At 52.0% G+C, this 22,387-nt stretch carries 24 protein-coding genes; 18 read left to right on the top strand and 6 right to left on the bottom strand.

Annotation, left to right across the window (positions count from 1 at the left end; genetic code table 11):
* Nucleotides 1-70: 70 nt before the first annotated feature.
* Entirely contained in the window at nt 71-301 is a 231-nt protein-coding gene (gene pptA / locus HV346_RS11505) for a tautomerase PptA (RefSeq protein ID WP_181623610.1), read from the top strand.
* A 58-nt stretch (nt 302-359) separates the two neighbouring features.
* Here pptA and HV346_RS11500 read toward each other — a convergent pair whose 3' ends face one another.
* From HV346_RS11500 to HV346_RS11490, 3 genes are all read right to left on the bottom strand, one after another.
* The gene (locus HV346_RS11500; protein WP_181623609.1) at nt 360-1,796 is read right to left on the bottom strand and encodes a hypothetical protein; all 1,437 of its coding nucleotides are present in this window, start codon (nt 1,794-1,796) and stop codon (nt 360-362) included.
* A 135-nt stretch (nt 1,797-1,931) separates the two neighbouring features.
* On the bottom strand, nt 1,932-3,617 hold the full coding sequence (locus HV346_RS11495; protein WP_181623608.1) for an NAD-dependent malic enzyme: 1,686 nt from the start codon (nt 3,615-3,617) through the stop codon (nt 1,932-1,934).
* 54 nt (nt 3,618-3,671) lie between these two features.
* Nucleotides 3,672-4,619 carry an AEC family transporter gene (locus HV346_RS11490; RefSeq protein ID WP_181623607.1) on the bottom strand — a complete coding sequence of 316 codons (948 nt, stop codon included), beginning with the start codon at nt 4,617-4,619 and terminating at the stop codon, nt 3,672-3,674.
* Nucleotides 4,620-5,087: 468 nt separating this feature from the next.
* Between HV346_RS11490 and HV346_RS11485 the strand changes: the two genes are divergently transcribed.
* The 12 genes from HV346_RS11485 (at nt 5,088) to HV346_RS11430 (ending at nt 14,838) form a co-directional block, all read left to right on the top strand.
* A complete protein-coding gene (locus tag HV346_RS11485) occupies nt 5,088-6,413 on the top strand; it encodes a 2-hydroxycarboxylate transporter family protein (RefSeq protein ID WP_181623606.1) in 1,326 nt (441 codons plus the stop codon).
* Nucleotides 6,414-6,604: 191 nt separating this feature from the next.
* The gene (locus HV346_RS11480; protein WP_181623605.1) at nt 6,605-6,907 is read left to right on the top strand and encodes a hypothetical protein; all 303 of its coding nucleotides are present in this window, start codon (nt 6,605-6,607) and stop codon (nt 6,905-6,907) included.
* A 124-nt stretch (nt 6,908-7,031) separates the two neighbouring features.
* Nucleotides 7,032-7,760, top strand: coding sequence for a MerR family transcriptional regulator (locus tag HV346_RS11475; protein ID WP_181623604.1), 729 nt, complete (start codon nt 7,032-7,034; stop codon nt 7,758-7,760).
* A 227-nt stretch (nt 7,761-7,987) separates the two neighbouring features.
* A complete protein-coding gene (locus HV346_RS11470) occupies nt 7,988-8,422 on the top strand; it encodes a nuclear transport factor 2 family protein (RefSeq protein WP_181623603.1) in 435 nt (144 codons plus the stop codon).
* Nucleotides 8,419-9,138: an SDR family NAD(P)-dependent oxidoreductase gene (locus HV346_RS11465; protein WP_181623602.1), complete on the top strand. Its 720-nt coding sequence runs from the start codon at nt 8,419-8,421 to the stop codon at nt 9,136-9,138. Before HV346_RS11470 ends, HV346_RS11465 begins: the two co-directional genes overlap by 4 nt.
* A complete protein-coding gene (locus HV346_RS11460) occupies nt 9,135-10,403 on the top strand; it encodes an FAD-dependent oxidoreductase (RefSeq protein WP_181623601.1) in 1,269 nt (422 codons plus the stop codon). The genes HV346_RS11465 and HV346_RS11460 overlap by 4 nt, the downstream gene beginning before the upstream one ends.
* Nucleotides 10,396-11,112 (top strand): DUF1365 domain-containing protein, encoded by a 717-nt coding sequence (locus HV346_RS11455; RefSeq protein WP_181623600.1) that lies wholly within the window; start codon nt 10,396-10,398, stop codon nt 11,110-11,112. Before HV346_RS11460 ends, HV346_RS11455 begins: the two co-directional genes overlap by 8 nt.
* A gap of 2 nt (nt 11,113-11,114) precedes the next feature.
* Complete coding sequence (locus tag HV346_RS11450) at nt 11,115-12,335, top strand: cyclopropane-fatty-acyl-phospholipid synthase family protein (protein WP_181623599.1); 1,221 nt, start codon at nt 11,115-11,117, stop codon at nt 12,333-12,335.
* Entirely contained in the window at nt 12,332-12,817 is a 486-nt protein-coding gene (locus HV346_RS11445; protein ID WP_181623598.1) for a DUF2878 domain-containing protein, read from the top strand. The genes HV346_RS11450 and HV346_RS11445 overlap by 4 nt, the downstream gene beginning before the upstream one ends.
* The gene (locus HV346_RS11440; RefSeq protein WP_181623597.1) at nt 12,814-13,338 is read left to right on the top strand and encodes a hypothetical protein; all 525 of its coding nucleotides are present in this window, start codon (nt 12,814-12,816) and stop codon (nt 13,336-13,338) included. The genes HV346_RS11445 and HV346_RS11440 overlap by 4 nt, the downstream gene beginning before the upstream one ends.
* A complete protein-coding gene (locus tag HV346_RS11435; protein WP_181623596.1) occupies nt 13,335-13,865 on the top strand; it encodes a DUF3833 domain-containing protein in 531 nt (176 codons plus the stop codon). Before HV346_RS11440 ends, HV346_RS11435 begins: the two co-directional genes overlap by 4 nt.
* 13 nt (nt 13,866-13,878) lie before the next feature.
* Nucleotides 13,879-14,838 carry a DUF523 and DUF1722 domain-containing protein gene (locus HV346_RS11430; protein ID WP_181623595.1) on the top strand — a complete coding sequence of 320 codons (960 nt, stop codon included), beginning with the start codon at nt 13,879-13,881 and terminating at the stop codon, nt 14,836-14,838.
* 104 nt (nt 14,839-14,942) lie between these two features.
* Here HV346_RS11430 and HV346_RS11425 read toward each other — a convergent pair whose 3' ends face one another.
* Nucleotides 14,943-15,767, bottom strand: a complete 825-nt coding sequence (locus HV346_RS11425) for an arginase family protein (RefSeq protein ID WP_181623594.1) — start codon at nt 15,765-15,767, stop codon at nt 14,943-14,945.
* Nucleotides 15,768-15,868: 101 nt separating this feature from the next.
* Between HV346_RS11425 and HV346_RS11420 the strand changes: the two genes are divergently transcribed.
* Together HV346_RS11420 and HV346_RS11415 are read left to right on the top strand one after the other, a co-directional pair.
* Nucleotides 15,869-16,750 carry an ArgP/LysG family DNA-binding transcriptional regulator gene (locus tag HV346_RS11420; RefSeq protein WP_181623593.1) on the top strand — a complete coding sequence of 294 codons (882 nt, stop codon included), beginning with the start codon at nt 15,869-15,871 and terminating at the stop codon, nt 16,748-16,750.
* Between the two features lie 51 nt (nt 16,751-16,801).
* The gene (locus HV346_RS11415; RefSeq protein WP_181623592.1) at nt 16,802-17,206 is read left to right on the top strand and encodes an SgcJ/EcaC family oxidoreductase; all 405 of its coding nucleotides are present in this window, start codon (nt 16,802-16,804) and stop codon (nt 17,204-17,206) included.
* 56 nt (nt 17,207-17,262) lie between these two features.
* Here the strand turns inward: HV346_RS11415 and HV346_RS11410 are convergent, their stop codons facing one another.
* Nucleotides 17,263-17,562: a helix-turn-helix domain-containing protein gene (locus HV346_RS11410; protein ID WP_181623591.1), complete on the bottom strand. Its 300-nt coding sequence runs from the start codon at nt 17,560-17,562 to the stop codon at nt 17,263-17,265.
* A 160-nt stretch (nt 17,563-17,722) separates the two neighbouring features.
* Between HV346_RS11410 and fusA the strand changes: the two genes are divergently transcribed.
* The gene (fusA, locus tag HV346_RS11405) at nt 17,723-19,825 is read left to right on the top strand and encodes an elongation factor G (protein ID WP_181623590.1); all 2,103 of its coding nucleotides are present in this window, start codon (nt 17,723-17,725) and stop codon (nt 19,823-19,825) included.
* Nucleotides 19,826-19,980: 155 nt separating this feature from the next.
* Here the strand turns inward: fusA and HV346_RS11400 are convergent, their stop codons facing one another.
* Nucleotides 19,981-20,553 carry a flavin reductase family protein gene (locus tag HV346_RS11400; RefSeq protein ID WP_181623589.1) on the bottom strand — a complete coding sequence of 191 codons (573 nt, stop codon included), beginning with the start codon at nt 20,551-20,553 and terminating at the stop codon, nt 19,981-19,983.
* 137 nt (nt 20,554-20,690) lie between these two features.
* Here HV346_RS11400 and HV346_RS11395 point away from each other — a divergent pair, with 137 nt between their 5' ends.
* Entirely contained in the window at nt 20,691-21,383 is a 693-nt protein-coding gene (locus HV346_RS11395) for an ABC transporter ATP-binding protein (protein WP_181623588.1), read from the top strand.
* Nucleotides 21,380-22,348, top strand: coding sequence for an ABC transporter substrate-binding protein (locus HV346_RS11390; RefSeq protein WP_181623587.1), 969 nt, complete (start codon nt 21,380-21,382; stop codon nt 22,346-22,348). Before HV346_RS11395 ends, HV346_RS11390 begins: the two co-directional genes overlap by 4 nt.
* Nucleotides 22,349-22,387 lie beyond the last annotated feature (39 nt).

Genomic DNA, 22,387 nt, shown 5'->3' with positions numbered 1-22,387 from the left:
CACAAGGTGTTAAGAGCAGGTCCGATAATCTGCTAGTGTGGATTTCTCTCGAACACAAGGAGCCCTGCACATGCCGCACGTTGATATCAAATGTTTCCCCCGCGACCTGAATGATGAGCAAAAAGCTGCGCTGGCAGCGGATATTGCTGATGTGATTATTCGTCATCTCGACAGCAAAGACCGCTCGGTATCTGTTGCTCTGAACCAGGTTCAGCCAGATGACTGGAAAGCGCAGGTCTGGGACACGGAAATTGGCCCGAAAATGGATGAGCTGATTAAAAAACCGGGCTATTCGATGTAGCGACCAATTTCCGTTTAGCACGTCAACGGCATCCGGTGGATGCCGTTGAACTTACCCATTAACGCGTGATGTGGACTCCGGTGATCTGAACGTGCTGTGATTTACCGTTATAAATACGATCCATCGGCAGGAAAATCCGCAAATCGTTGAGCCATGCTTTTACCGTTTTCTCCGGCCCCTCCTTACTGAATTCATCACATTCAACACGCCAGTAAGTACCGGTAAAGGCGCTATTAATTTTGCTCGCCTCATCCGAACCGGTGACGCGGCAGCGACGTTCAATACGGGAGACGTTGCCTTCGTCCTGGCCGGCCGATTCCGTTAACTCATGGTATTGCTGACCTTGCGATAGGGGGAAGCGCAGCGTGGTATCAAGCTTTTGTGTGATCGATGGCGAATAGCTGATGCTCATGGCGCCCTTAAGCTGAATGTCATTCGCGACCAGAATTCGCTGAGCGGTAAACATGTTGTAATCTTCCAAACGGCGGACCAGACCGTTGCTTTGCACGTCAGCGACCATATTGACTGCTTTGTCTCCGGCCTGCGTTTCCGTCCATTTAAGCTGCTTAAAGCGTGGTTCGGCCCAGGTTTTTATTAATGCGATGCCTTTCTCTTCTACGCCTGCATTGAGCGGGAATCTGTTTATCCAGGTGGGATTGTTGTTACTGAAGTCAGGCATATTCGGTCCGCTGTATTTTGCAACGGATTTTCCCTGATGGGTCTGGTATTTGCCTTCACCGCGATACTGCTGAGGATCGGACATGCTGCACAGCGTCTTGAGTGCCGCGACAACTTTTTCGCTGTTGGTGAATCCTGAAGCGCGTTTTTTCATTGCTTCACCGATCAAGCTGTCGGTGACAAAGCCCTGAGAATCGACGTCTGTGGCGCCAATGACCGTATCCTTACCGGCTTTGCAGTCATAAATATGGTATTCGACCTTTAAATCAAAGGGGGCATCGTAGGGCGGATCGTAGCCAATCTCTTCATAACCGTAACCGAGCCTGACAACGAGTTTATCGTTGATTTTCACGATGTTTGCGATATCGACCAGGGAAGAGGCTTCCTTGATATCTTTGCCTTCGGTGTTTTTCTTTTCGCTGTAAACCCAGTCACTGTTCCGGATTTTGATATCACACATTTTCGCGATCATATCTGCACCTAACTCGGCCGTCTCCTGGGCTGGAGCATACCGTTCGAAACCCTTTGTGCCATAGTAACGGGCGCGGTGATCCCCCTCTTTACCCAGTAAATCCCAGTACAGTTTGTAGTATTTCTTATTCTCGCAATCCACCGTATTCCAGCGCTCGACGCTTGATCCGTTGTCAAATTTCACCATTGTTACGTAGGTCAGGCGATCATTTTGGCGGAAGAAATAGAGTGGGTTGACATACGCACTGGTAACGGTAGGTGCGCTGGGTTTCGTTTCGCTCGCCTGGGCTGGGCTGAAGGCGAGTCCTGATGCCAACGCGATAAAAATCGGCAGTACAGCTTTCATATTTATCCCTGTTTTTATTGGTTTTTACAGGATAAGAGTACGTCGATTTCTCTCTTCTGAGTAGCCCCCCAATCAAGCAGGGCACAGGGATAATCGCCAGGATTATGTTAACCCTGGCGATTATCCCTCGTCGTTTTACAGAGCAGAACGTCGGTATGGGGCGTAATCGGATTGCCAGTATGTTGCGTCAATCCTTTCCATTAGCGCCTCATCGCTGATAGCAGGGGCAACCCCTTTTTCGATAGCTGCCCGGGCAACGGCAAACGCGATATGGCGAGAGACGGTTTCAATCTGATCGACCGGTGGCAGTAAACCGCCTTTTTCCGTTGTGACCAGCGGAGAGTGCGCCGCCAGGGTGCGGCTGGCCACCATCAGCATCTCTTCCGTGACCCGCCGGGCGTGACTTGCCAGAATGCCTAATCCCAGTCCCGGGAAAATATATGCGTTGTTGCACTGGGCAATTTCATACTCCTCATTCTGGTAGAACACTGGGGCAAATGGACTCCCCGTTGCGATCAGGGCTGCCCCCTGTGTCCACGCGATCAGATCCTGCGGCTGGGCTTCCGCGCGCGAGGTCGGATTGGAGAGCGGCATAATGATGGGGCGCGGACAGTGGCGGTGCATTTCTTTAACGATCTCTTCACTGAACAAACCTGGCTGCCCGGAAACGCCAATCATGACGGTTGGGTGTGCATTCTGTACCACTTCCATCAGTGAAATATTGGTCGATTCCACCTGCCAGTGGCGAATATCGTCCCGCCGGGTTAACAGGTTCTTTTGGAAGTCGAGAAGATTGGTCATGTCATCCGTCAGCAATCCAAAGCGGTCCACCATAAAGATGTTACGGCGAGCCTCTGATTCACTCAGACCATCATCGACCATCAGCGCGACAATTTTTTCAGCAATACCACAACCTGCGGAGCCGCCGCCCAGGAAGACTACACGTTGATCGCGGATGCGGGTTCCGGCGGTATGTGCGGCGGCGATCAGCGTACCGGTCGTCACGGCGGCGGTTCCCTGAATATCGTCGTTGAAACAACAGAGTTGATCGCGGTAGCGCTGGAGCAGTTTAGTGGCGTTTTTCTGCGCAAAATCTTCGAATTGCAACAGTACGTTCGGCCAGCGATTTTTGACGGTGTTAATAAACATATCCATAAATTCGGCGTACTGATCGTCGTTGATGCGCGGATGACGCCAGCCCATATACAGTGGATCGTCCAGGTGTTCTTTATTATTCGTTCCGACATCCAGCATAATCGGAAGGGTAGACGCCGGGTGAATACCGCCACATGCGGTATATAACGATAATTTCCCAATCGGAATTCCCATCCCGCCGATACCTTGATCTCCCAGCCCCAGAATTCGTTCACCATCGGTCACGACGATGACGCGAATATCATTGCGCGAGAAGCTTTGTAGCATTTCATCAATACGATGACGGTTGGGCCATGAGATAAAGAGACCACGTGCCCGACGGTAAATAGTGGAGAAATGTTCGCAGGCCTCACCCACTGTTGGTGTATAGATGATCGGCAGAGTCTCTTTCAGATGTGAACGCAACAGATTGTAAAACAACGTCTCGTTAGTGTCCTGAATATTTCGCAGGTAAACGTGACGGGAAATATCACTTTTAAAATGGCAAAACTGTTTCCAGGCGCGCTCCGTCTGTTCCTCAATGGTTTCCACATTATGGGGTAATAAACCGTGAAGGTTGAAATTGTCACGTTCTTCTTTAATAAACGCCAGTCCTTTGTTTAACAGCGGATTTTCCAGCAAAACAGCTCCGTTATACGGGGTGTAAAGAACTTCTTTGCGAGACATGTGTTACTCCTGGGAAATAGATGTATTTCAGTAAATAAATGAGTTGAGACAGAGTTAAGATATTAAATAAATCATCACGCCCTCTGTAAGCACGCCGACGGCTGTGCCAATTAAAATAGAGGACGAGGCGGTATCAATATAGGTGTCGCTGCGTAAGGCAAACATCCCTGCCGCAATGGCTGATGGTGTCGCGCCAATAATAACAACTTGCTGTAATAACGTGTGGCTTAAGCCAAATGCAAGGCCCGCAGCGGCCATCATGGCAGGTTGAATCAGATTTTTAATACTGATATTGGTAAACGTCTGTACGTTAAGTGTTGGCCGTTCGCCATAAAACAGCAGACCTAAAGCAAACAAAGAAAGTCCGCCAGACACTTTACCTACCATCTCAATAGGCATGCTGAGAATATGTGGGATCTGTACTCCGGCCAGACTGAGCAACACACCTGATACTGGTATCCAGACAATCGGGTTGCGTGCGGCTTTGATCAGATTCTGTGCAATCATGGCCCCAGGGTGAAGCGCATTCAGGGAAGCATCGTCGCTTTTGTCTCCCATACGAATCAGGACGATAGTCAGTGGAATCATAATGACACTGGTAATGATATTGCCGATCAGGACGCCAATAAAACCCTCAGGTCCGATTAATACGGCGAGGACCGGCGCACCAAAATAGGCCATGTCCGGGAAAGCACACACAAGTGACTGAATAGCACTGGTCTTGATGTCGTGGCGAAACACCACGCGTGAGATAAATAATGTCAGTAAATATGACCCCATCAGACCGACAACCAGAACGGCCATAAACGTCAGATTTTTTATCTTATTAGGGTCAGTATTCAGTGCTCCAATAAAAAGATGAAAGGGAAGTGCAAATCGAATGACGACCGTCGCCAGGACGTTTGCATCTTCGCGGCGGGTATAACCTAATTTTCCGCTTAACCACCCTAGTAACATAATAAAAACGAGTGGAAACAGTGATTGTAATAATAATGAGGGCATAGGGTTTCCTGTAGAGTATATTTTTTATGGGTTTCGTTGATGGGCTAATCTAGCGGTTAGAAAACAGGGCAGGAGTGATAACGGTCACAGTCTTTCTGGTTTAATTAATTTCAAAATGATTGTTTTAGTTTGATAAGGTAGGGTGTTGATGTTGTGTCGCCATATTTTGATAAATAACAATAAAACCACAAATAAAAATAAAATTTCAACGCCGTCAATAACTTTAATTACAAAATGATGAATTAAGTTATTTAAAATAAAATCACTGCATTGTTCACATTTCGCTCATTCATTGTTAGGTAGTCACTTTCACACTAAAAATCACCGTGCTATTTTCAAACTGAGCCTGTTTTTATAAATGGCCATTTTAACTTTTATTTTCTTTTTAAGAACATGTTTACTCTCAGGAATGAACGTCTGTTTATTCCTGCAACTCTGTTTATCCGAACTCACAAATCAGGTGATAAAATGAAAGATAATCCTGTACTTCCTTCTTCAACGCCACCTTCGCGTTTTGCCCTGGGGTTGAGCAATGCCGAAGTGGGTGCTGTACCTTTGATGCTGTTTGTCGGGATCGCAACCATTGTTGCGGTGTCAGCCTGGGCCGGATTGCTGCCTAAAAATATGATCGGTGGTTTGGCTGTCATCATGACGCTGGGGTTTGCCTTTGCCAAAATTGGTCGCCAGATCCCGATACTGAAAGACATTGGCGGCCCGGCAATCTTGTGCCTCATGTTGCCTTCGGTACTGGTCTATTTCGGGGTGTTCCAGAAACATACGCTGGATACCGTACATCTGCTGATGAAAGAAGCCAATCTCCTCTATTTCGTCATCGCGTGTCTGGTGGTGGGAAGTATTTTGGGGATGAACCGAATACTGCTGATCCAGGGGATGATCCGTATGTTTGTCCCCCTGGTGGCGGGGACGGTGATGGCCGTACTGAGTGGATTGTTGGTCGGCTCTTTATTCGGCTATACCCCGTATCACACATTTTTCTTCATTATCGTTCCGATTATCGGCGGCGGTATTGGTGAGGGGATTTTGCCCCTGTCGTTAGCCTACTCGGCGATATTGGGACAAACGCCTGATGTCTATGTTGCGCAACTGGCTCCGGCCGCTGTGGTGGGGAATATCTTTGCGATCATCTGTGCAGGCACACTGGCTCGCCTGGGGACAAAACGACCTGCACTTTCCGGCAATGGCATGCTAACGCGTAGCAAAGAAGACAATAGTCTGTTTGCCAGTGCCCAGAGCGTGCAGCAGACCGACTTTCAACTGATGGGCGGTGGCCTGTTGATGGTCTGTGCCTTTTTCATTGTTGGGGGATTATTCGAAAAACTGGTACACATTCCTGGCCCGGTCCTGATGATTTTGATTGCCGTACTGTGCAAGTACTTTAGCGTGATCCCGGCATCAATGGAGCAGGGCGCGCACAGTTGCTACAAATTCGTCTCAGCAGCCCTGGTGTGGCCGTTGATGATCGGCCTTGGCATGCTGTATGTGCCGCTGGAAAGCGTCGTTTCTGTCTTCTCTGTCGGCTATGTTGTGGTATGTGGATCAATTGTGATTGCTATGGCATTAAGCGGGTATTTTATTGCGTCACGGCTGAATATGTACCCTGTTGAAGCGGCGATTGTCACCTGCTGCCATAGCGGTCTGGGTGGGACAGGCGATGTGGCCATTTTATCGGCGTCGAATCGTATGTCGCTGATGCCCTTCGCGCAGATCGCGACCCGCATTGGTGGTGCATCTACCGTGATTATCGCGACGCTGCTGTTAGGCTGGATCATGTAACCGCGATTCCGGTAAGCCACGAGATATGTGGCTTACCGGACCTCACCTTTTTCCCCTGGCATACTGATTGCACACGTAAGCTAAATAATCCGTTTCGCATGCCGATATTCTAAAGTCAGTGCTGTTGATTGAGCCGTCTGCGAATCTTTCGGCTTAATGGCGATTATTACTATTACAGAAGGGATGCAGTTGTGTTGAAAACGCTGGTAACGGGGCAGCTAAGTTTGTCGATGACGTTCTGGGTGTGGGGTGTCTGCGGTGGCTTATTGATCGGCCTCATCGGTTTGGCAGGTGTTTATACAGGCTATGTCGCATTTTTACCGTTGACGTTCCTGATGAAAACCGTTCTGTTTGGGGGCGTTCTCTCCGGTATTACCTTCATTCTTCGACGAAAAATCACCGTTCTCGGTACGCTTGCGTTTTTTATCATTTTAATCCAGTTGATTATGAGCGTCGTTATGGTTATCGGGTTGTCTTCCGCGCTGTTTAAATAATCGTGGACAACACCTTTTGTCTCCCGGTTTCGAGGCGAAAGTCGTGCGCAAAGATGCCCCACGGCATCCAACCTGACATGATTCATAGTATATTGAGTATATTCTTTGTCATCGGGTGTCCTTCATGTCTTACTCCATCGGCGAATTTTCCCGGCTTTGCGGCATAAATGCGACCACACTTCGCGCCTGGCAGCGTCGTTACGGCCTGCTAAAACCGCTGCGCACCGATGGTGGGCATCGCCTGTACAGTGATGACGACATCCAGCAGGCGCTTAAAATTCTCGACTGGGTGAAAAAAGGGGTTCCTGTCAGCCAGGTAAAGCCTCTGCTGGCTCGCCCTGGTGCACGACGGACTAACAACTGGCTCTCCTTGCAAGAGAGCATGTTACAGCGGTTGAAAGAGGGGAAAATCGAATCCCTGCGGCAGCTCATTTATGACTCTGGTCGTGAATATCCGCGTCCTGAACTGGTGACGGAGGTGTTGCGCCCTCTGCGCAGTCTTGTCTCAGCTAATGTTCCGGCAATGATGACCCTGCGTGAAATTCTTGATGGGATCATCATCTCCTACACCTCGTTTTGTCTCGAAGGCGACAAAAGAGCGCCTGGCGATAATTGCCTGATTACCGGCTGGCATTTGACCGATCCGTGTGAAATCTGGCTTGAAGCCCTTAAGCGTACTGGTCAGGGCCACCGTATCGATGTATTGCCCGTACCACCGGCCACCCTGGCCCCGGAGATCTTCCCGGAACGGAAATGGTTGCTGGTCACAACGGGCAAACTGACGGCAGCCCGTAAAAAGCAGATAGATCTCTGGCAACAGCAGGTTATTTCCCTCGACGTTATCTCCCTGTAACTTCGTTTCTTTCCATCAGACTCGCCGTAGACACATCGCCGCCAGCGTATGCAGGCCAGCGATGTGCTGTCTAATTTTCAAAAATGATCGCGCCAAAAATAAATACATAACAAGTTGAAAACTAATAACTATAAAAAATAGTTCGCCATAAACTTGGACAAACTTATGTAATTGTGTAAGTTTTAATTATGCAATTACGCCACGTTGTTCACAGCCAGGTGAGACTCATGAGCACAATGTCATCCGTCATTGATCGGTTTGTTGATTACTACGCCGGGCTGGATAACCAGCCTCCGTCGGCATTAGTCGCGCTCTATGATGCGGACGCGTCGCTTATTGATCCTTTTGGCGAACACAAAGGTCTTTTTGCGATCCAGCGCTACTTCACCCACCTGCTGACCAACGTGGAACAGTGTCGTTTTTCCATTGATTCTCCCCTGAGTGAGGGACACCGTTTTGCCGTGAACTGGACCATGCACTGGTCGCACCCACGCATTGCCGCAGGTGAGATGCTCACGCTACCGGGGTGTTCCATGGTGGAGGTTGAAAATAACCTGATTGTTCGCCAGCGCGATTACTACGATGCCGGGGAGATGATCTACGAACACCTTCCGCTGTTGGGGTGGGCGGTTCGCGGTGTGAAACGGAGGGTGCGCGCATGATGACTGTCCTCATCACTGGCGCAAGCTCCGGCATTGGGGCCGGGCTCGCGAAATCCTGGGCCGATGACGGTTGTCACGTCATCGCCTGCGGGCGAGACCCGGCCCGGCTGGAGGCACTCCACCAGTACAGCCCAAACATCACGGTTCGCCTGTTCGATATGACTGACAGGGACGTCTGTCGCCAGGCGCTGGAGGATTGCTGCGCCGATCTCGTGATCCTGTGCGCGGGAACCTGTGAATATCTGGATCACGGCAGGGTGGACGCGTCACTGGTGGAGAGGGTGATGACCACCAATTTCCTCGGGCCGGTGAACTGCCTGGCTGCACTTCAGCCACAGCTGGTATCAGGTAATCGTGTGGTGCTGATCAGCTCGATGGCGCACTGGCTGCATTTTCCGCGCGCTGAAGCTTATGGTGCGTCGAAGGCCGCGCTGACCTGGTTTGCCAACTGCCTGCGGCTGGACTGGGAGCCGAAAGGCATTGCTGTCACCGTTGTCTCGCCGGGCTTTGTGGATACCCCGTTGACCCGTAAAAACGATTTTGCCATGCCCGGTCAGGTCAGTGTGGAGGATGCGGTTAAGGCGATCCGCCGTGGTGTAGCGAAAGGGAAAAACCATATTGCGTTCCCGACCGGATTCAGTGTGGTTATGCGCCTGCTGGCGGGACTTCCGGCAAGTGTTCAACACATTTTACTGCGCAGGATGGTGCGCTCATGAATATCGCGATTATCGGGAGCGGCATTGCCGGCCTGACCTGTGCCTGGCGGCTTGCCGGACACCATCAGGTGACGCTTTTCGAGGCCGGCGCCACGGCAGGCGGACACACCGCGACGGTGGATGTTGCCACGCCAGATGGAACGTATGCCATTGATACTGGGTTTATCGTCTATAACGACCGCACCTATCCGCGCTTTATGGGCTTGTTAAGCGAACTGGGCATCAGCGGGCAAAAAACGCAGATGAGTTTCTCAGTGCATAACCCGCAAAGCGGTCTTGAGTACAACGGACATACCCTGGGCTCATTGTTTGCGCAGCGTCGTAATCTGGTGAACCCTAAATTCTGGTGTCTACTGAAAGAGATTGTCCGCTTTAATCGCGTGGCGAAGAGGGCGCTGCGGGGCGACATTGACCCAAGTGCCACGCTGCAATCCTTCCTTGAACAGCACCGCTTCGGCCCGTTCTTCGCACGCCATTACATTCTACCGATGGGCGCGGCTATCTGGTCATCGTCGCTACGGGAGATGCGCCGTTTTCCACTGCCGCTTTTTTTACGCTTTTTTGAGCATCATGGTCTGCTGGATGTTACCCATCGCCCGCAGTGGTACGTCGTGCCGGGCGGCTCGCGGGAGTATATCCGCGCCATACTGGCCCAGCTTGGCGATCGTCTGACCTTACACCTGAATACACCCGTTCAGCAGGTTATCCGCTATGACGGTGGCGTAAAGGTTCAGCTTGAAACATCCGGGCAGACTTTCGACCAGGTGATCTTCGCCTGTCACTCCGCGCAGGCTCTGGCTTTGCTTGACGAGCCAACCCAGGCCGAACGCGACGTGCTGGGGGATATCGGCTGGCAGCGTAATGAGGTGGTTTTACACGGCGACCGACGCTGGCTCCCGGTGCGTGAACGTGCCTGGGCAAGCTGGAACTATCGCCTGAGCGAGCAGGATCAGGCCAGCGCCTGTGTGACCTACAACATGAATATTTTACAAGGGTTACCCCACGATGCGCCCTTGTTCTGTGTAACCCTGAATCCGGAAACCGCCGTCGATGAACGCTATGTCTGGCAGCGCTTTGTCTATGAACATCCGCTGTTTAATCCTAAAAGCTGGCGGGCGCAGACGCGTCGTAGCGAGATCAACGGTTTTCATCGAAGCTGGTACTGCGGCGCTTACTGGTACAACGGCTTTCATGAGGATGGGGTGCGGAGCGCGCTGGATGTGGTGAAGGGGATCGCCGCCGGAGAGGGTCACGCAAATGAATAGCTGCCTTTACCATGGCGTGCTACGCCACCGCCGTCTGTTGCCGAAAACGCATACTTTCCGCTACAGCGTTTTTATGGCCTGGCTCGATCTGGATGAGCTGGAGGCATTACCTTCGGTGGGTATCCGGCGTAACCGCTTTGCTGCCGCTGCTTTCTATGATGCAGATTACCCGTTGGGCACACCGCTTAAAGACACCGTGCTCAATCAACTTATGTCGTTGACCGGTGAGCGTCCTGATGGCCGCGTCATGCTCCTGACGCAGTTGCGCTACTTTGGGTTCCATTTTAATCCGGTCAATTTTTACTACTGCTATGACCGTACCCAGACTCTGCGTTGGGTGCTTGCGGAAGTGAGGAATACGCCGTGGAATGAACGTCATTACTATGCCGTAGACGGCCAGGCCGCGCATCCGCTGGAAAAAGCCTTACATGTATCCCCCTTTAACCCGATGGACATGGTGTACCACTGGCGTTTTAACAACCCGGATAAAACGCTGCATATGCACATTGAAAACCACCAGACCACAAAAGTTTTCGATGCCACTCTGGCGTTGAAGCGAGAGCCGCTGACACGTAAATCACTGACGTCGCTGTTGTGTCGCCTTCCGTTTATGACACTGAAAACCCTGCTTGCCATTTACTGGCAGGCGCTGCGACTGTGGCTCAAGCGTGTTCCTGTTTACAACCACACCGTTAGCAGGAGTGAATGATCATGACCGATCCTGCCTTTGCGCTTGAACCCGATATTCCGCGTAACGTTCGTATTGCACGCTGGTTGCTTTTTCGTCTGCTGAGCGGCCTTCAGGAAGGCTCACTCACCATTCGTGATGGGGCGCAGGTGTTTCATTTTGGCGATACCTCAGCCGAGCTGCGTGCGGAGGTTCGCATTGTCTCGCCGGGGGTTTACTGGCGTCTGCTCACTGGCGGAAGCCTCGCTGCTGCCGAAGCCTGGATGGACGGCGAGTGGGAGACACATCAACTTACGTCGCTGTTGCAGATGGTGGCGTTAAACTCATCGGTACTGGGACGTCTGGAGTGTGGCTTTCGCTTGCTGGGGAATCCCGCTGAACGTTTACGTCACTGGATGCGGCGAAACCACCGAGTACAGGCGCGGGAAAATATCGCCGCACACTATGACCTGGGCAATGCGTTTTACTCGCACTTTCTGGATGAAGAGTTGCTCTATTCCAGCGCGTTGTTTTCCAACGGTGAACAGGATCTTGGTCTGGCTCAGCAGGCCAAAATGTCTCGCCTGTGCGAACAACTGGAACTGAAACCCAGCGATCATCTGCTGGAAATCGGTACGGGCTGGGGGGCGATGGCGGAGTACGCCGCCCGTCACTATGGCTGTCGTGTTACCACCACCACGTTGTCGCAGGAGCAGTACCAGTGGGCAACCGAGCGGATCGCCCGGTCGGGGTTGCAGGACAGGGTGCAGGTTCTGTTATGTGATTACCGTGATCTGACGGGCGAGTATGACAAGCTGGTTTCGGTTGAGATGATTGAAGCCGTTGGGAAACGTTACTTACCCGCTTTCTTCCGTACCTGTCAGGCTCGTCTTCGCTCAGGTGGAAAAATGACGATCCAGGCCATTACCATCCAGGATCAGCGCTACCGGGATTACAGCAAGAGCGTCGATTTTATCCAGCGCTACATTTTCCCCGGCGGTTTTTTGCCGAGTATTACAGCGATGAACAATCTGATGACCCGTCATACAGATTTTGTCGTTCGCAACGTGTTTGACATGGGACCTGATTATGCCCGCACACTGTCGCACTGGCGGCAGCGTTTTGTTCACGCCTGGCAGGATATTGAAAAACTGGGCTTTGATGACCGCTTCCGCAGAATGTGGCTCTACTACTTTGGTTACTGCGAGGCCGGATTTAACGCACGTACCATCAGCGTGGTACAGCTTACGGCGGAACGTGTATGAAGCGCTATGTACAGGTTTTTCTGATGGCGGTTGCGTTCGATCTCTACTGGACGCTGGTGGTGTTGTTTCGTGAACGTGGCCTGTTTTTATGGCTTGGCCTGGCTATCCTCGCCTGCATCATGCTGTCACCTGCACACCGTCTTTACGCAGTATTGCTGGCCGTTGCTGGCTGCACACTGGATGCATTCTGGGTGCTGACCGGGCTTATCGATTTCAACGGCGACGGGCTGTTGCCATTGTGGATGGTGGCCTTGTGGTTAATGTTTGCCACTGTCTGGACAGGTCTGACCTGCACGGCGACGATCCCTGGGTGGATACTGGCTCTGCTGGCAACGGTTGGTGGACCGGTGGCGTATGTCATTGGTCACCATCTTGGCGCTATCACCTTTCTGGAACCGAGCGTCATTGTCGTCAGCGTGATGTCCCCTGGCTGGCTGGTTCTGATGCTGTTTTTCCATATGTTGATGGGGAAACGGCAATGAGAACCTCATTACTGCTGATGCTGTGGCTCACAGGTATCGCGACGGTACATGCCGACGATTGGCTAACCTGGCAAAAGGTGGGCGATGCAACGCTGACCTGGGGGCCGTTTACCCTCTACACCTCTGAGCTTTGTACGCCAGATGGCCGATATACCGGTCCCTCGCAGGATCAGGCACTGATCATTCGCTATCAACGCAATATCGACCGTGAGGCACTGGTCGATGCCACCCGTGAACAGTGGCAGGCGCAGGGCATTCTGGCGCGTGAGCCGCAGAGCGAGCAGTGGCTTCGCATGCTGCTGTCACTTTGGCCTGATGTGGCATCAGGCACGCAACTGGCCTTCGTGTTCGAAAATAAGCAAGGCCAGTTCTGGTATCGCGCATCTGCGGCGCAAAAAAACTTTATCCGCCTGGGACCTCGTCAGTCAGAAGCGTTCAGCACGCAATTTCTGGCGATCTGGCTTAGCCCACGCACTACATACCCTGATCTGCGTCAGCAGTTAATGGGAGGCAGGAAATGAAACGCATCCTGATACTCGGTCTGACGCTCATGATGTTGCTGGTGGGCTGTAGCGCGGAAATAAATGATTACCGACCCCAACAGCCCACACTCGATATCTTCCATTTTTTCCAGGGGAAAACGGAAGCGTGGGGCATGGTCCAGGGTCGCAGCGGCAAACAACTGCGTCGCTTCCATGTCGAGATTAATGGCGACGTCGTAGGCGATACGCTGACGTTGAACGAACGCTTCCTCTATGACGATGGCGAGAAACAACAGCGGACGTGGTACATCCGCCGTATCAGCGCCGATCGCTACGAAGGTACGGCGAGTGATATTGAGGGGGTAGCGACAGGTCAGGCCGCGGGCAATGCCTTCAACTGGCGCTACAGCATGAACATTAACACCAGCGGCAGCACCTTGCTTTTGCATTTTGATGACTGGATGTATCTGCAAGACGGCACGCATCTTTTTAATAAAACCGAGATGAAGAAATTTGAGGTTACCGTTGGAACGGTCACGCTTTTCTTCACCCGAAAAGAGCAGTAAAGAGGATAGCGCCATGAACACTCAACCTGTTATTGGGATCAGCGGATGTTTAACTGGTTCGGCTGTGCGGTTTGACGGTGGACATAAACGGATGAGCTTTGTGATGGACCGGCTGGCACAATGGGTGATGTTCAAACCGGTTTGTCCGGAGATGTCCATTGGTCTGCCTGTTCCCCGGCCCGCACTGCGCCTTGTGCAAACCCCCGAAGGGGAGACCCGGATACGTTTTAGTAAAACGCCCAACGACGATATGACCGAAAAGATGGCTACTTTCATCGACACCTGTCTTCCTCAACTGGGCGGTCTGTCCGGTTTTATCGTCTGCGCCAAATCCCCTAGCTGTGGCATGGAGCGCGTGAGACTGTACGACGAGCAGGGCAATCGTGGGCCAAAAGAGGGCGTGGGTATTTTTACCGCGTCATTACTGGAGAAATACCCGTGGCTGCCTGTTGAAGAGGATGGACGCCTGAACGATCCGGCACTGCGGGAGAACTTTGTCGAACGCGTGTTCGCCCTGCATGAACTCAATTCGCTGCGGGCTAACGGCCTGACTCGTCGTGCGTTGCTGGATTTCCACAGCCGTTACAAGCTTCAGCTTCTGGCGCATCACCAGGCTGGCTACCGTGAAATTGGCCCCTTTGTCGCCTCGTTACATGAATGGGACGATCTGGACGCTTTCTTCGTGGCGTACCGCGAGAAGCTGATGACGATCCTGAAAAAAAATGCCTCACGGAAAAACCACACGAACGTGCTGATGCACATTCAGGGCTACTTTCGTGACCAGCTAAATACCCGTCAGCGCGGCGAACTGCGTGAGGTGATCCTCCACTATCGCGCCGGGGTGTTACCGATACTTGCCCCGTTGACACTGCTGAAACATTATCTGGCGGAATATCCTGATCGGTATTTGCAGACGCAGAACTATTTTTCCCCTTACCCGGAGGATTTAGCCCTGCGCCTGATGGCTTATTAAGTTTTTATAACGAGAAGTCCTGACTAACCCTCAAGGACCTGTGATGTTCAACTTTTAGACGACACCCTCACTGTCGTCTTTTTTTTGCGTTCATTGCAGCGTATTTAATTCGGTTTCACGATTTTATTGATAACAGGCAGCAGTGCGTTAATTAATTCCGAGGGTGAAACAGGGTCTGAATCGGGCGTCCATGCATTCTGGAACTCTGCGATTTCCAGACCAATGATGGTTGATTCCGCCAGCAGGGAACAAGCCTGTTCCAGATCATTAAGCGTCATTCCCTGCGGATGAACGTAGTCTGTGGGGACAATTCCCGGCTCCATGACATCGCAATCAAGATGAATATAGACAGGGCGTCCGTTTATGTTTTGACGTAATTGTTCAAGATAATTGTCACCTAATGGAATATACGCCACGCTGTTTTCAGCAATACATTTTTTCTCGAATGCATCCAGATCCCGTTGCCCCACGAGGATAACGGATGCAAGGGAGAAACCGCTACCGAGCCCTGAATCCCAAAGTCCTGTGGGACCTGAAAGCGCCAGCCCCCCTAAATAACCGCTCTCGGTTGATGACGGCGTATTGAGATCGGCATGCGAATCAAACCAGACAATACAGGCATCAGGACGGTATTTCGCAAGGGCGGGTAGTGTTGCCAGCGAAACAGCGCAGCGACTGGTGGCGGCAAGAGAACGCCCGCCATGCGTAAAAACGCTCTCCATATGCGCCTTCATCTTTTTTAAATCCGGCATCGCAGCGGTTAATTCACTTGACCAGCCTGTATTCAACGCGGGAGCCGGTTCCCCAACGGAAACAGGATTTAACCCGGTGATGTCTGACAGCCATTTTGCCAGCGCCAGGGCTCCGGGAATGGCGAGGTCATTATGATCGCCAGCCCGTCCCTGGAAATATGTGAGTGTTGTTGTCATGAATTTACCCTTTAGCCACGTTTATTGATTGAATACAGGTTGATGAAAATAATGGGTTAAGGCAAATTAATTAAAATTCAGATGCGTAAGAAAAACTTAAGATGAAACTCAATTACTCTTTTTTAGAGACGTTTATGGCGATTATCCGGAGTGGGAGTTTTGAACTGGCCTCCCGAAAATTGCATATCACGCCTTCAGCGGTGAGTCAGAGGATCCGGGTGCTGGAAGAAGAGGTTGGGCAGGTATTAATTATCAGGGGCAGTCCCTGTCAACCCAGCCAGGCGGGCATGGAGCTGTATCAATATGCTGAAAAAATAGAATTACTGGAAAAAGATTTTTTCGCCGTTCAGGAGAAAAAATATCAGGGAAAAGCGGTAGTTGCGGTTAATGCGGACTCAGTCGATGGCTGGTTCTTGTCTGCAATAAATACGGCATTCAGGGAGCAAAACATTGTTTTTGATGTGCGAATCGAAGACCAGGATTACAGTGCAACCTTGCTGCAAAAAGGCGAAGTTATGGCTGCCGTAAGTGCCGATCCCACCCTTGTTCAGGGATGCAAAGTTGAGTACCTGGGGACCATGCGATATAAAGCCTACGCTTCTGTTGATTATTATGCGGAATATTTCCGCGACGGTATTTCTGAAAAAACGCTGAAAAATGCACCGGTAATTATGTTTAATCACAAGGATGATCTTCAGAATAAATTCATCCGGAAGGTTATATCGTGTGATATTGAGCCACCGTCACAATATATACCCTCAACATCGGCCTATCTTCACGCAGTTTTGCGCGGACTGGGGTGGGGGATGCTTCCCGAACACCTTTCTGAACCTTTTCGGGATAAGGGAATACTGGTCGAAATAGCAGAGGGTAATCCTGTCGATACCCGGTTATATTGGCATCGATGGAGTTTAAAATTGACCTTGTTAGAACGTCTTAGTGAATGTGTTCACGTTGCTGCACGTGAAGCGCTTCGCGAATGATCTCTCCAGCGGTCTTTGGCGCGGGTTGGGTACTTAACAGGAGAAACGCAGATGCCGTTGCATCCGATACGACACATTATTGAATCATGTGACCGGGCGATCTCAGCAAAAGATTATGATGCGCTGATGGATCACTATGCTGAAGATGCCGCGCTGGTGATTAAGCCCGGCATGATTGCGACCGGAAAAGAGAATATTCGCAACGCTTTTATGGCCATTTCTGATTATTTTCAGGGGCAGTTGGTTGTTGAGCAGGGCGAAATGCAGATTATCGAAGGTGGAGGGAATGCGCTGGTGATTATGGAAACGTTGCTGCGTTTTCCTGATGGTCAGGGTGGGATGGCAGAGACAACGCGCCGGGCAACCTACGTCTTTCGACAAGAACATGACAACCGCTGGCGCTGTACCGTCGACAATTCTTATGGAACGTCGCTTCTGGATCCTGAATCTGCCTGATTTATACCAACAGCATCGACGATTTCGGGTCGATGCTGTTTATCCATCAACCTGGCTTACATCACCTGCAGCAATGTGTCCATCAGGCCCGGAAAGCGGGCGTCAAGATCGTCTCTGCGCAGTGAAATCATATTTTCCCGCCCCTGAGGTCGTTGCCAGATCACGCCGCTGTCACGCAGCACCCGCCAGTGGTGTGTCATCGTGGATTTCACCACATCTTCCGGACGCAAGGCGTTGCAACTCAGTTCACTCCCGTCGGCAAGCTTACGGATAATCGCCAATCGGAGCGGGTTTCCAAGGGCGAAAAGCACGTTTTCAAGCTGTATTTGTTCGGGTTCTGGATGGTTTGGGATCATAGTTTTCCTGCGTCTGATATCAGATTGAGCTATATCAACAATAGGTCAATCAGTAAAAAATAGTTCGATTATACTCGTACAATAGGACTATTATAGCAAACGAACGAACATCAGGCCATCCTGGCCTTTCATTGCATGTCAAACTGACTAAGGATCTATCATGCCCCGACCCATCCCTCTCGAACGTTATCGCAACATCGGTATCTCCGCGCATATCGATGCCGGTAAAACGACCACCACTGAGCGCATCCTGTTTTACACCGGTATGAGCCACAAACTGGGTGAAGTCCACGATGGCGCGGCAACAACGGACTGGATGGCGCAGGAGCAGGAGCGCGGGATCACTATCACGTCTGCTGCCGTGAGCTGTTTCTGGCCGGGTATGGACAGAGGTTTTGAACCGCACCGGATCAATATCATCGACACCCCAGGGCACGTGGATTTCACCATTGAAGTGGAACGTTCCATGCGTGTGCTTGACGGCGCAGTGATGGTGTATGACTCGGTTGGTGGCGTACAGCCGCAATCGGAAACTGTGTGGCGGCAGGCCAACAAATACCATGTGCCACGTCTGGCTTTCGTCAACAAAATGGACCGCCCGGGGGCTGATTTCTTCCGTGTAGTGCAGATGATGCAGGACCGTCTGAAAGCGAACCCGGTTCCGATTGTGATCCCGGTCGGTGCAGAAGAACATTTCACCGGTGTGGTTGATCTCATTAAAATGCGCGCCATTTTGTGGGACGACGCAACCCAGGGGATGACCTTCAGTTACGGTCCCGTTCCGGATGACCTGCTGAGGACGGCGCAAACCTGGCGCGAGAAAATGGTGTCAGCCGCCGCTGAAGCCAGTGACGAGCTAATGGATAAGTATCTGGAAACGGGCGAACTTGATGAAGCTGAAATCATCAAGGGGTTACGTATCCGTACTATTGCGGGGGAGATCCAGCCGATGTTGTGCGGCAGTGCCTTTAAAAACAAAGGGGTACAGCGCATGCTCGATGCTGTTGTCGAGCTGATGCCGTCGCCACTGGACGTGCCTGCGATTGATGGCCTGGATGAAAAAGGCCAGCATGCAGAACGACATCCCTCTGATGACGAGCCGTTCTCCGCGCTGGCGTTCAAACTGATGACTGACCCGTATGTCGGCCAGTTGACCTTTATCCGCGTCTATTCCGGCGTGCTGAAAAAAGGCGATGCGGTTTATAACCCGGTGAAGGGCAAGAAAGAGCGCATTGGCCGTATTGTGCAAATGCACGCGAACGATCGTCATGAAGTGGACGAGTTGCGGGCGGGCGATATCGCGGCCTGTGTAGGATTAAAAGATGTCACCACGGGTGACACGCTCTGCGACCCGGATGCCGTGATTACGCTCGAAAGAATGGAATTCCCGGACCCGGTTATTTCACTGGCGATCGAGCCGAAAACCAAGGCCGATCAGGAAAAAATGGGCATCGCGTTGCAGCGCCTGGCGGCGGAAGATCCGTCATTCCGTCTGCATACTGACGAAGAGTCTGGCCAGACGATTATTTCCGGTATGGGCGAACTGCACCTGGAAATCATTGTTGACCGCATGAAACGTGAGTTTGGCGTTGAGGCGAATATCGGACGTCCGCAGGTGACTTACCGTGAAACCTTGCGCAAAGCCGTGAAAGACATTGAAGGGAAATTTGTTCGTCAGTCCGGCGGGAAAGGGCAATACGGACACGTTGTCCTCAGTCTTGAACCGCTTGCGGCGGGGAGTGGCTTTGTTTTCGAAGATGCCACCAAAGGCGGTGTGGTTCCGCGTGAGTACATTCCATCTGTGGAAAAAGGGCTACGCGAAGCGATGAACACAGGTGTGCTGGCGGGTTATCCGGTTGTTGATGTGAAAGCGACGCTGACATTTGGTTCGTATCATGATGTCGACTCGTCTGAAATGGCCTTCCGCATGGCGGCGATCTTTGGCTTTAAAGAGGGGGCGCGTAAAGCTGACCCGGCGATCCTCGAACCGATCATGCATGTGGAGGTGGAAACACCGGAAGAGTACGCCGGGAATATCATGGGCGATCTCTCTTCCCGTCGCGGTATGGTGCAGGGGATGGAAGAGCGGTATGGCAGCCAAATTATTCGCGCCGATGTCCCGCTGGCCGAGATGTTTGGCTATGCCACCACGCTGCGCTCCATGTCACAAGGGCGTGCGACTTACAGCATGGAGTTCCACCATTACGCGGAAGCACCACGCAATGTGGCGGATGAGATTATAGCGCGGCGAGTGAAGAGTTAATCAGTCTGACACGGTGGCCATAAGGCTGCCGTGTCATTTCTATTAAAGAGAAGTAGCGAATGCAGCTTCGAAAACATCCACCGATTCCTGTCATAACGATAAGCATGAGATGTTATGGAAAACCATTATATTTCAGCTGGATATGATTGACTTAATCAATCCGGTGCTTTCACCATTTTCCCACTGGTTACAAAGGTTCCGGCGCCCAGATGGTGCAGCGTGTTCAGTTTGTCATCATCAAATTGCCAACGACCTGCGACAAATGCACGCTCATCCGCTGCGGCAGACACCACTTCGCCAAACAGGGTGTCATATTTCTCTGCGGCTGAAGTGACTGGCAATAAACGGCACTCCATCCACGCCAGACATTTCTCTTCAATAACCGGCAGACCCAGTTCCGGGCCATTCACCACCGGGATCCCGTAGCAGTTGAATTTATCTTCGTCACGACCACTGACACTGCCCACTGCGTAGGTCCAGTTAGCGGCGGCAACGCCTGGGATCACAATGCCAAACTTGCCACTGCGCTCAATCAGTTCGCGTGACCAGGCGCTTTTGTCGACCACGATTGCTATACGAGGCGGCTCAAATTCGACGGGCATCGACCAGGCTGCCGCCATCACGTTGCGACGGTTAATGGTTTCATCCCGGCTGGTGATCAGCACCGTCGGGCCATGATTAAGCAAGCGGCTGGCATGTTTTAAATCGACAGGGCGGAAGTGGCTCATCGTTATTCCTCTTATATGTGCTTGCTGGCATTAAACGACTGAAGTGCAGAGGAAATCAAGACGCAACATTAGCGTCATGTATTCGTCACACTGGCTGCCTACAGTGGCGGGCAGTAAATCCCAAAGAGGATAACAATATGCTCACGTCAATAACGCTTAAAGGCGTCTCGTACGCTTTTGGTGCGAACACTGTTTTGAATCAGATCGATCTGCACATTGAGGCGGGCAGCGTGGTTGCGCTGCTGGGTCCATCAGGCTGCGGGAAAAGTACGCTCTTACGGCTGCTGGCCGGGCTATCACACCCCGCACAGGGTGAAATCCATTTTGCTGAACGTCAGGTGGCGAAAGCAGGCTGGTCCCTGCCTCCAGAGGCTCGCGATATCGGTATGGTCTTCCAGGACTACGCTCTGTGGCCGCATATGACGGTCGGGCAGAACGTGGCCTTTCCCCTCAGGATGCGCAATATCCCTCGTCAGGAACGCGAAAGCCGCGTCATGCAGGCTTTAGCGCGTGTCGGGCTGGGAGAGTTTGCTGCACGAAAACCTGCTGGCTTATCGGGCGGACAACAACAGCGCGTGGCGCTGGCGAGGGCGATTGTCGCTGAACCCAGGGTGCTGCTGTTTGACGAACCGCTCTCCAACCTTGACAGCGAACTGCGTGAATCGCTGTGCCTGGAGATGTCGTCGTTGTTGCGCCAGCTCGGGACCACTGCCGTGTATGTTACCCATGATCGCCGGGAGGCTGAAATCCTGGCCGACCGCATCGTGCATTTATCTGCTGGCAGCATCGCTGCCGATCGTTTGATTTCAACCTCAGGGGAGTTCGCATGAAAACCACCATGTCCGTGAAAAAAGGAGTTTTGCTCGCAATGGCGTTATCGTCCGTCATGATGTCCAGCGCCCATGCGCTGACGGTATACACAGCAGGGCCAGGGTCACTGGCAAAGAATCTGGCGACCGGGTTTGAAAAGAAAACCGGCGTGAAGGTCGATATCTTCCAGGCGACCACCGGAAAAGTGATGGCCCGTCTTGAAGCCGAGCAGGCTAACCCGCAGGCCGATATTCTGATCTCTGCCTCCTGGGACACGGCGGAAGATTTACATACGCGCGGCTGGTTGTTGCCGTACCAAAGTGCGAATGCAGAGAAGGTTCCGGCTGAGCTTAAAACCACTGACTATGTAGCTCAGGGGGTATCAGCACTGGGGATCGTCTGGAATACCAAAAGCGGTACGCCGGAGCCAAAAGAGTGGCAGGACCTCACCTCCGGGGCCTTTAAAGACAAAGTGACTACGCCAGACCCGGCGTTATCAGGCGCCTCACTTGATTTGCTGATCGGTCTGCAAAACGGCATGGGGGACAAAGCCTGGGCGCTATTTGATGAGCTGAAGAAAAATGGCATGGTCGTCAGCGGCCCAAATGCCCAGGCAGTAACACCGGTCATGCAGGGGGCGAAAGCCGCTGTATTTGGTGCGGTGGATTATGTCTCGTATGGCAACATTAGCCAGGGCGAATCCCTGAAAGTAATCTTCCCGGCCAGCGGGACAGTGATTGCGCCACGCCCGATGATGATCCTCAAATCCTCGCAACACGCAGATGATGCAAAAGCCTTTGTCGACTATGTTCTGTCGCCGGAAGGTCAGGCCATGGTGGCCGACGCCTGGCTGATGCCTGCGCGTGAAGACGTGAAGGCCAAACGCCCGCTGTTGAATGAGCTGAAAATCCTGCCGACCAGGAGCGATGGTTCAAGCGTGCGCAGCGAGATCCTTAAGCGTTTTAACACCCTTTTCGCCCTCTAAATTACCCGACGGGGGGCAACCCCCGTATTCAGGAACGTC

The sequence above is a fragment of the Enterobacter sp. RHBSTW-00994 genome (assembly GCF_013782625.1).
In the GTDB taxonomy this organism is placed as follows: Bacteria; Pseudomonadota; Gammaproteobacteria; order Enterobacterales; family Enterobacteriaceae; genus Enterobacter.
The sequence above is the reverse complement of the archived record's forward strand: the minus strand, read 5'-3'. Positions and strand labels throughout refer to the sequence as shown.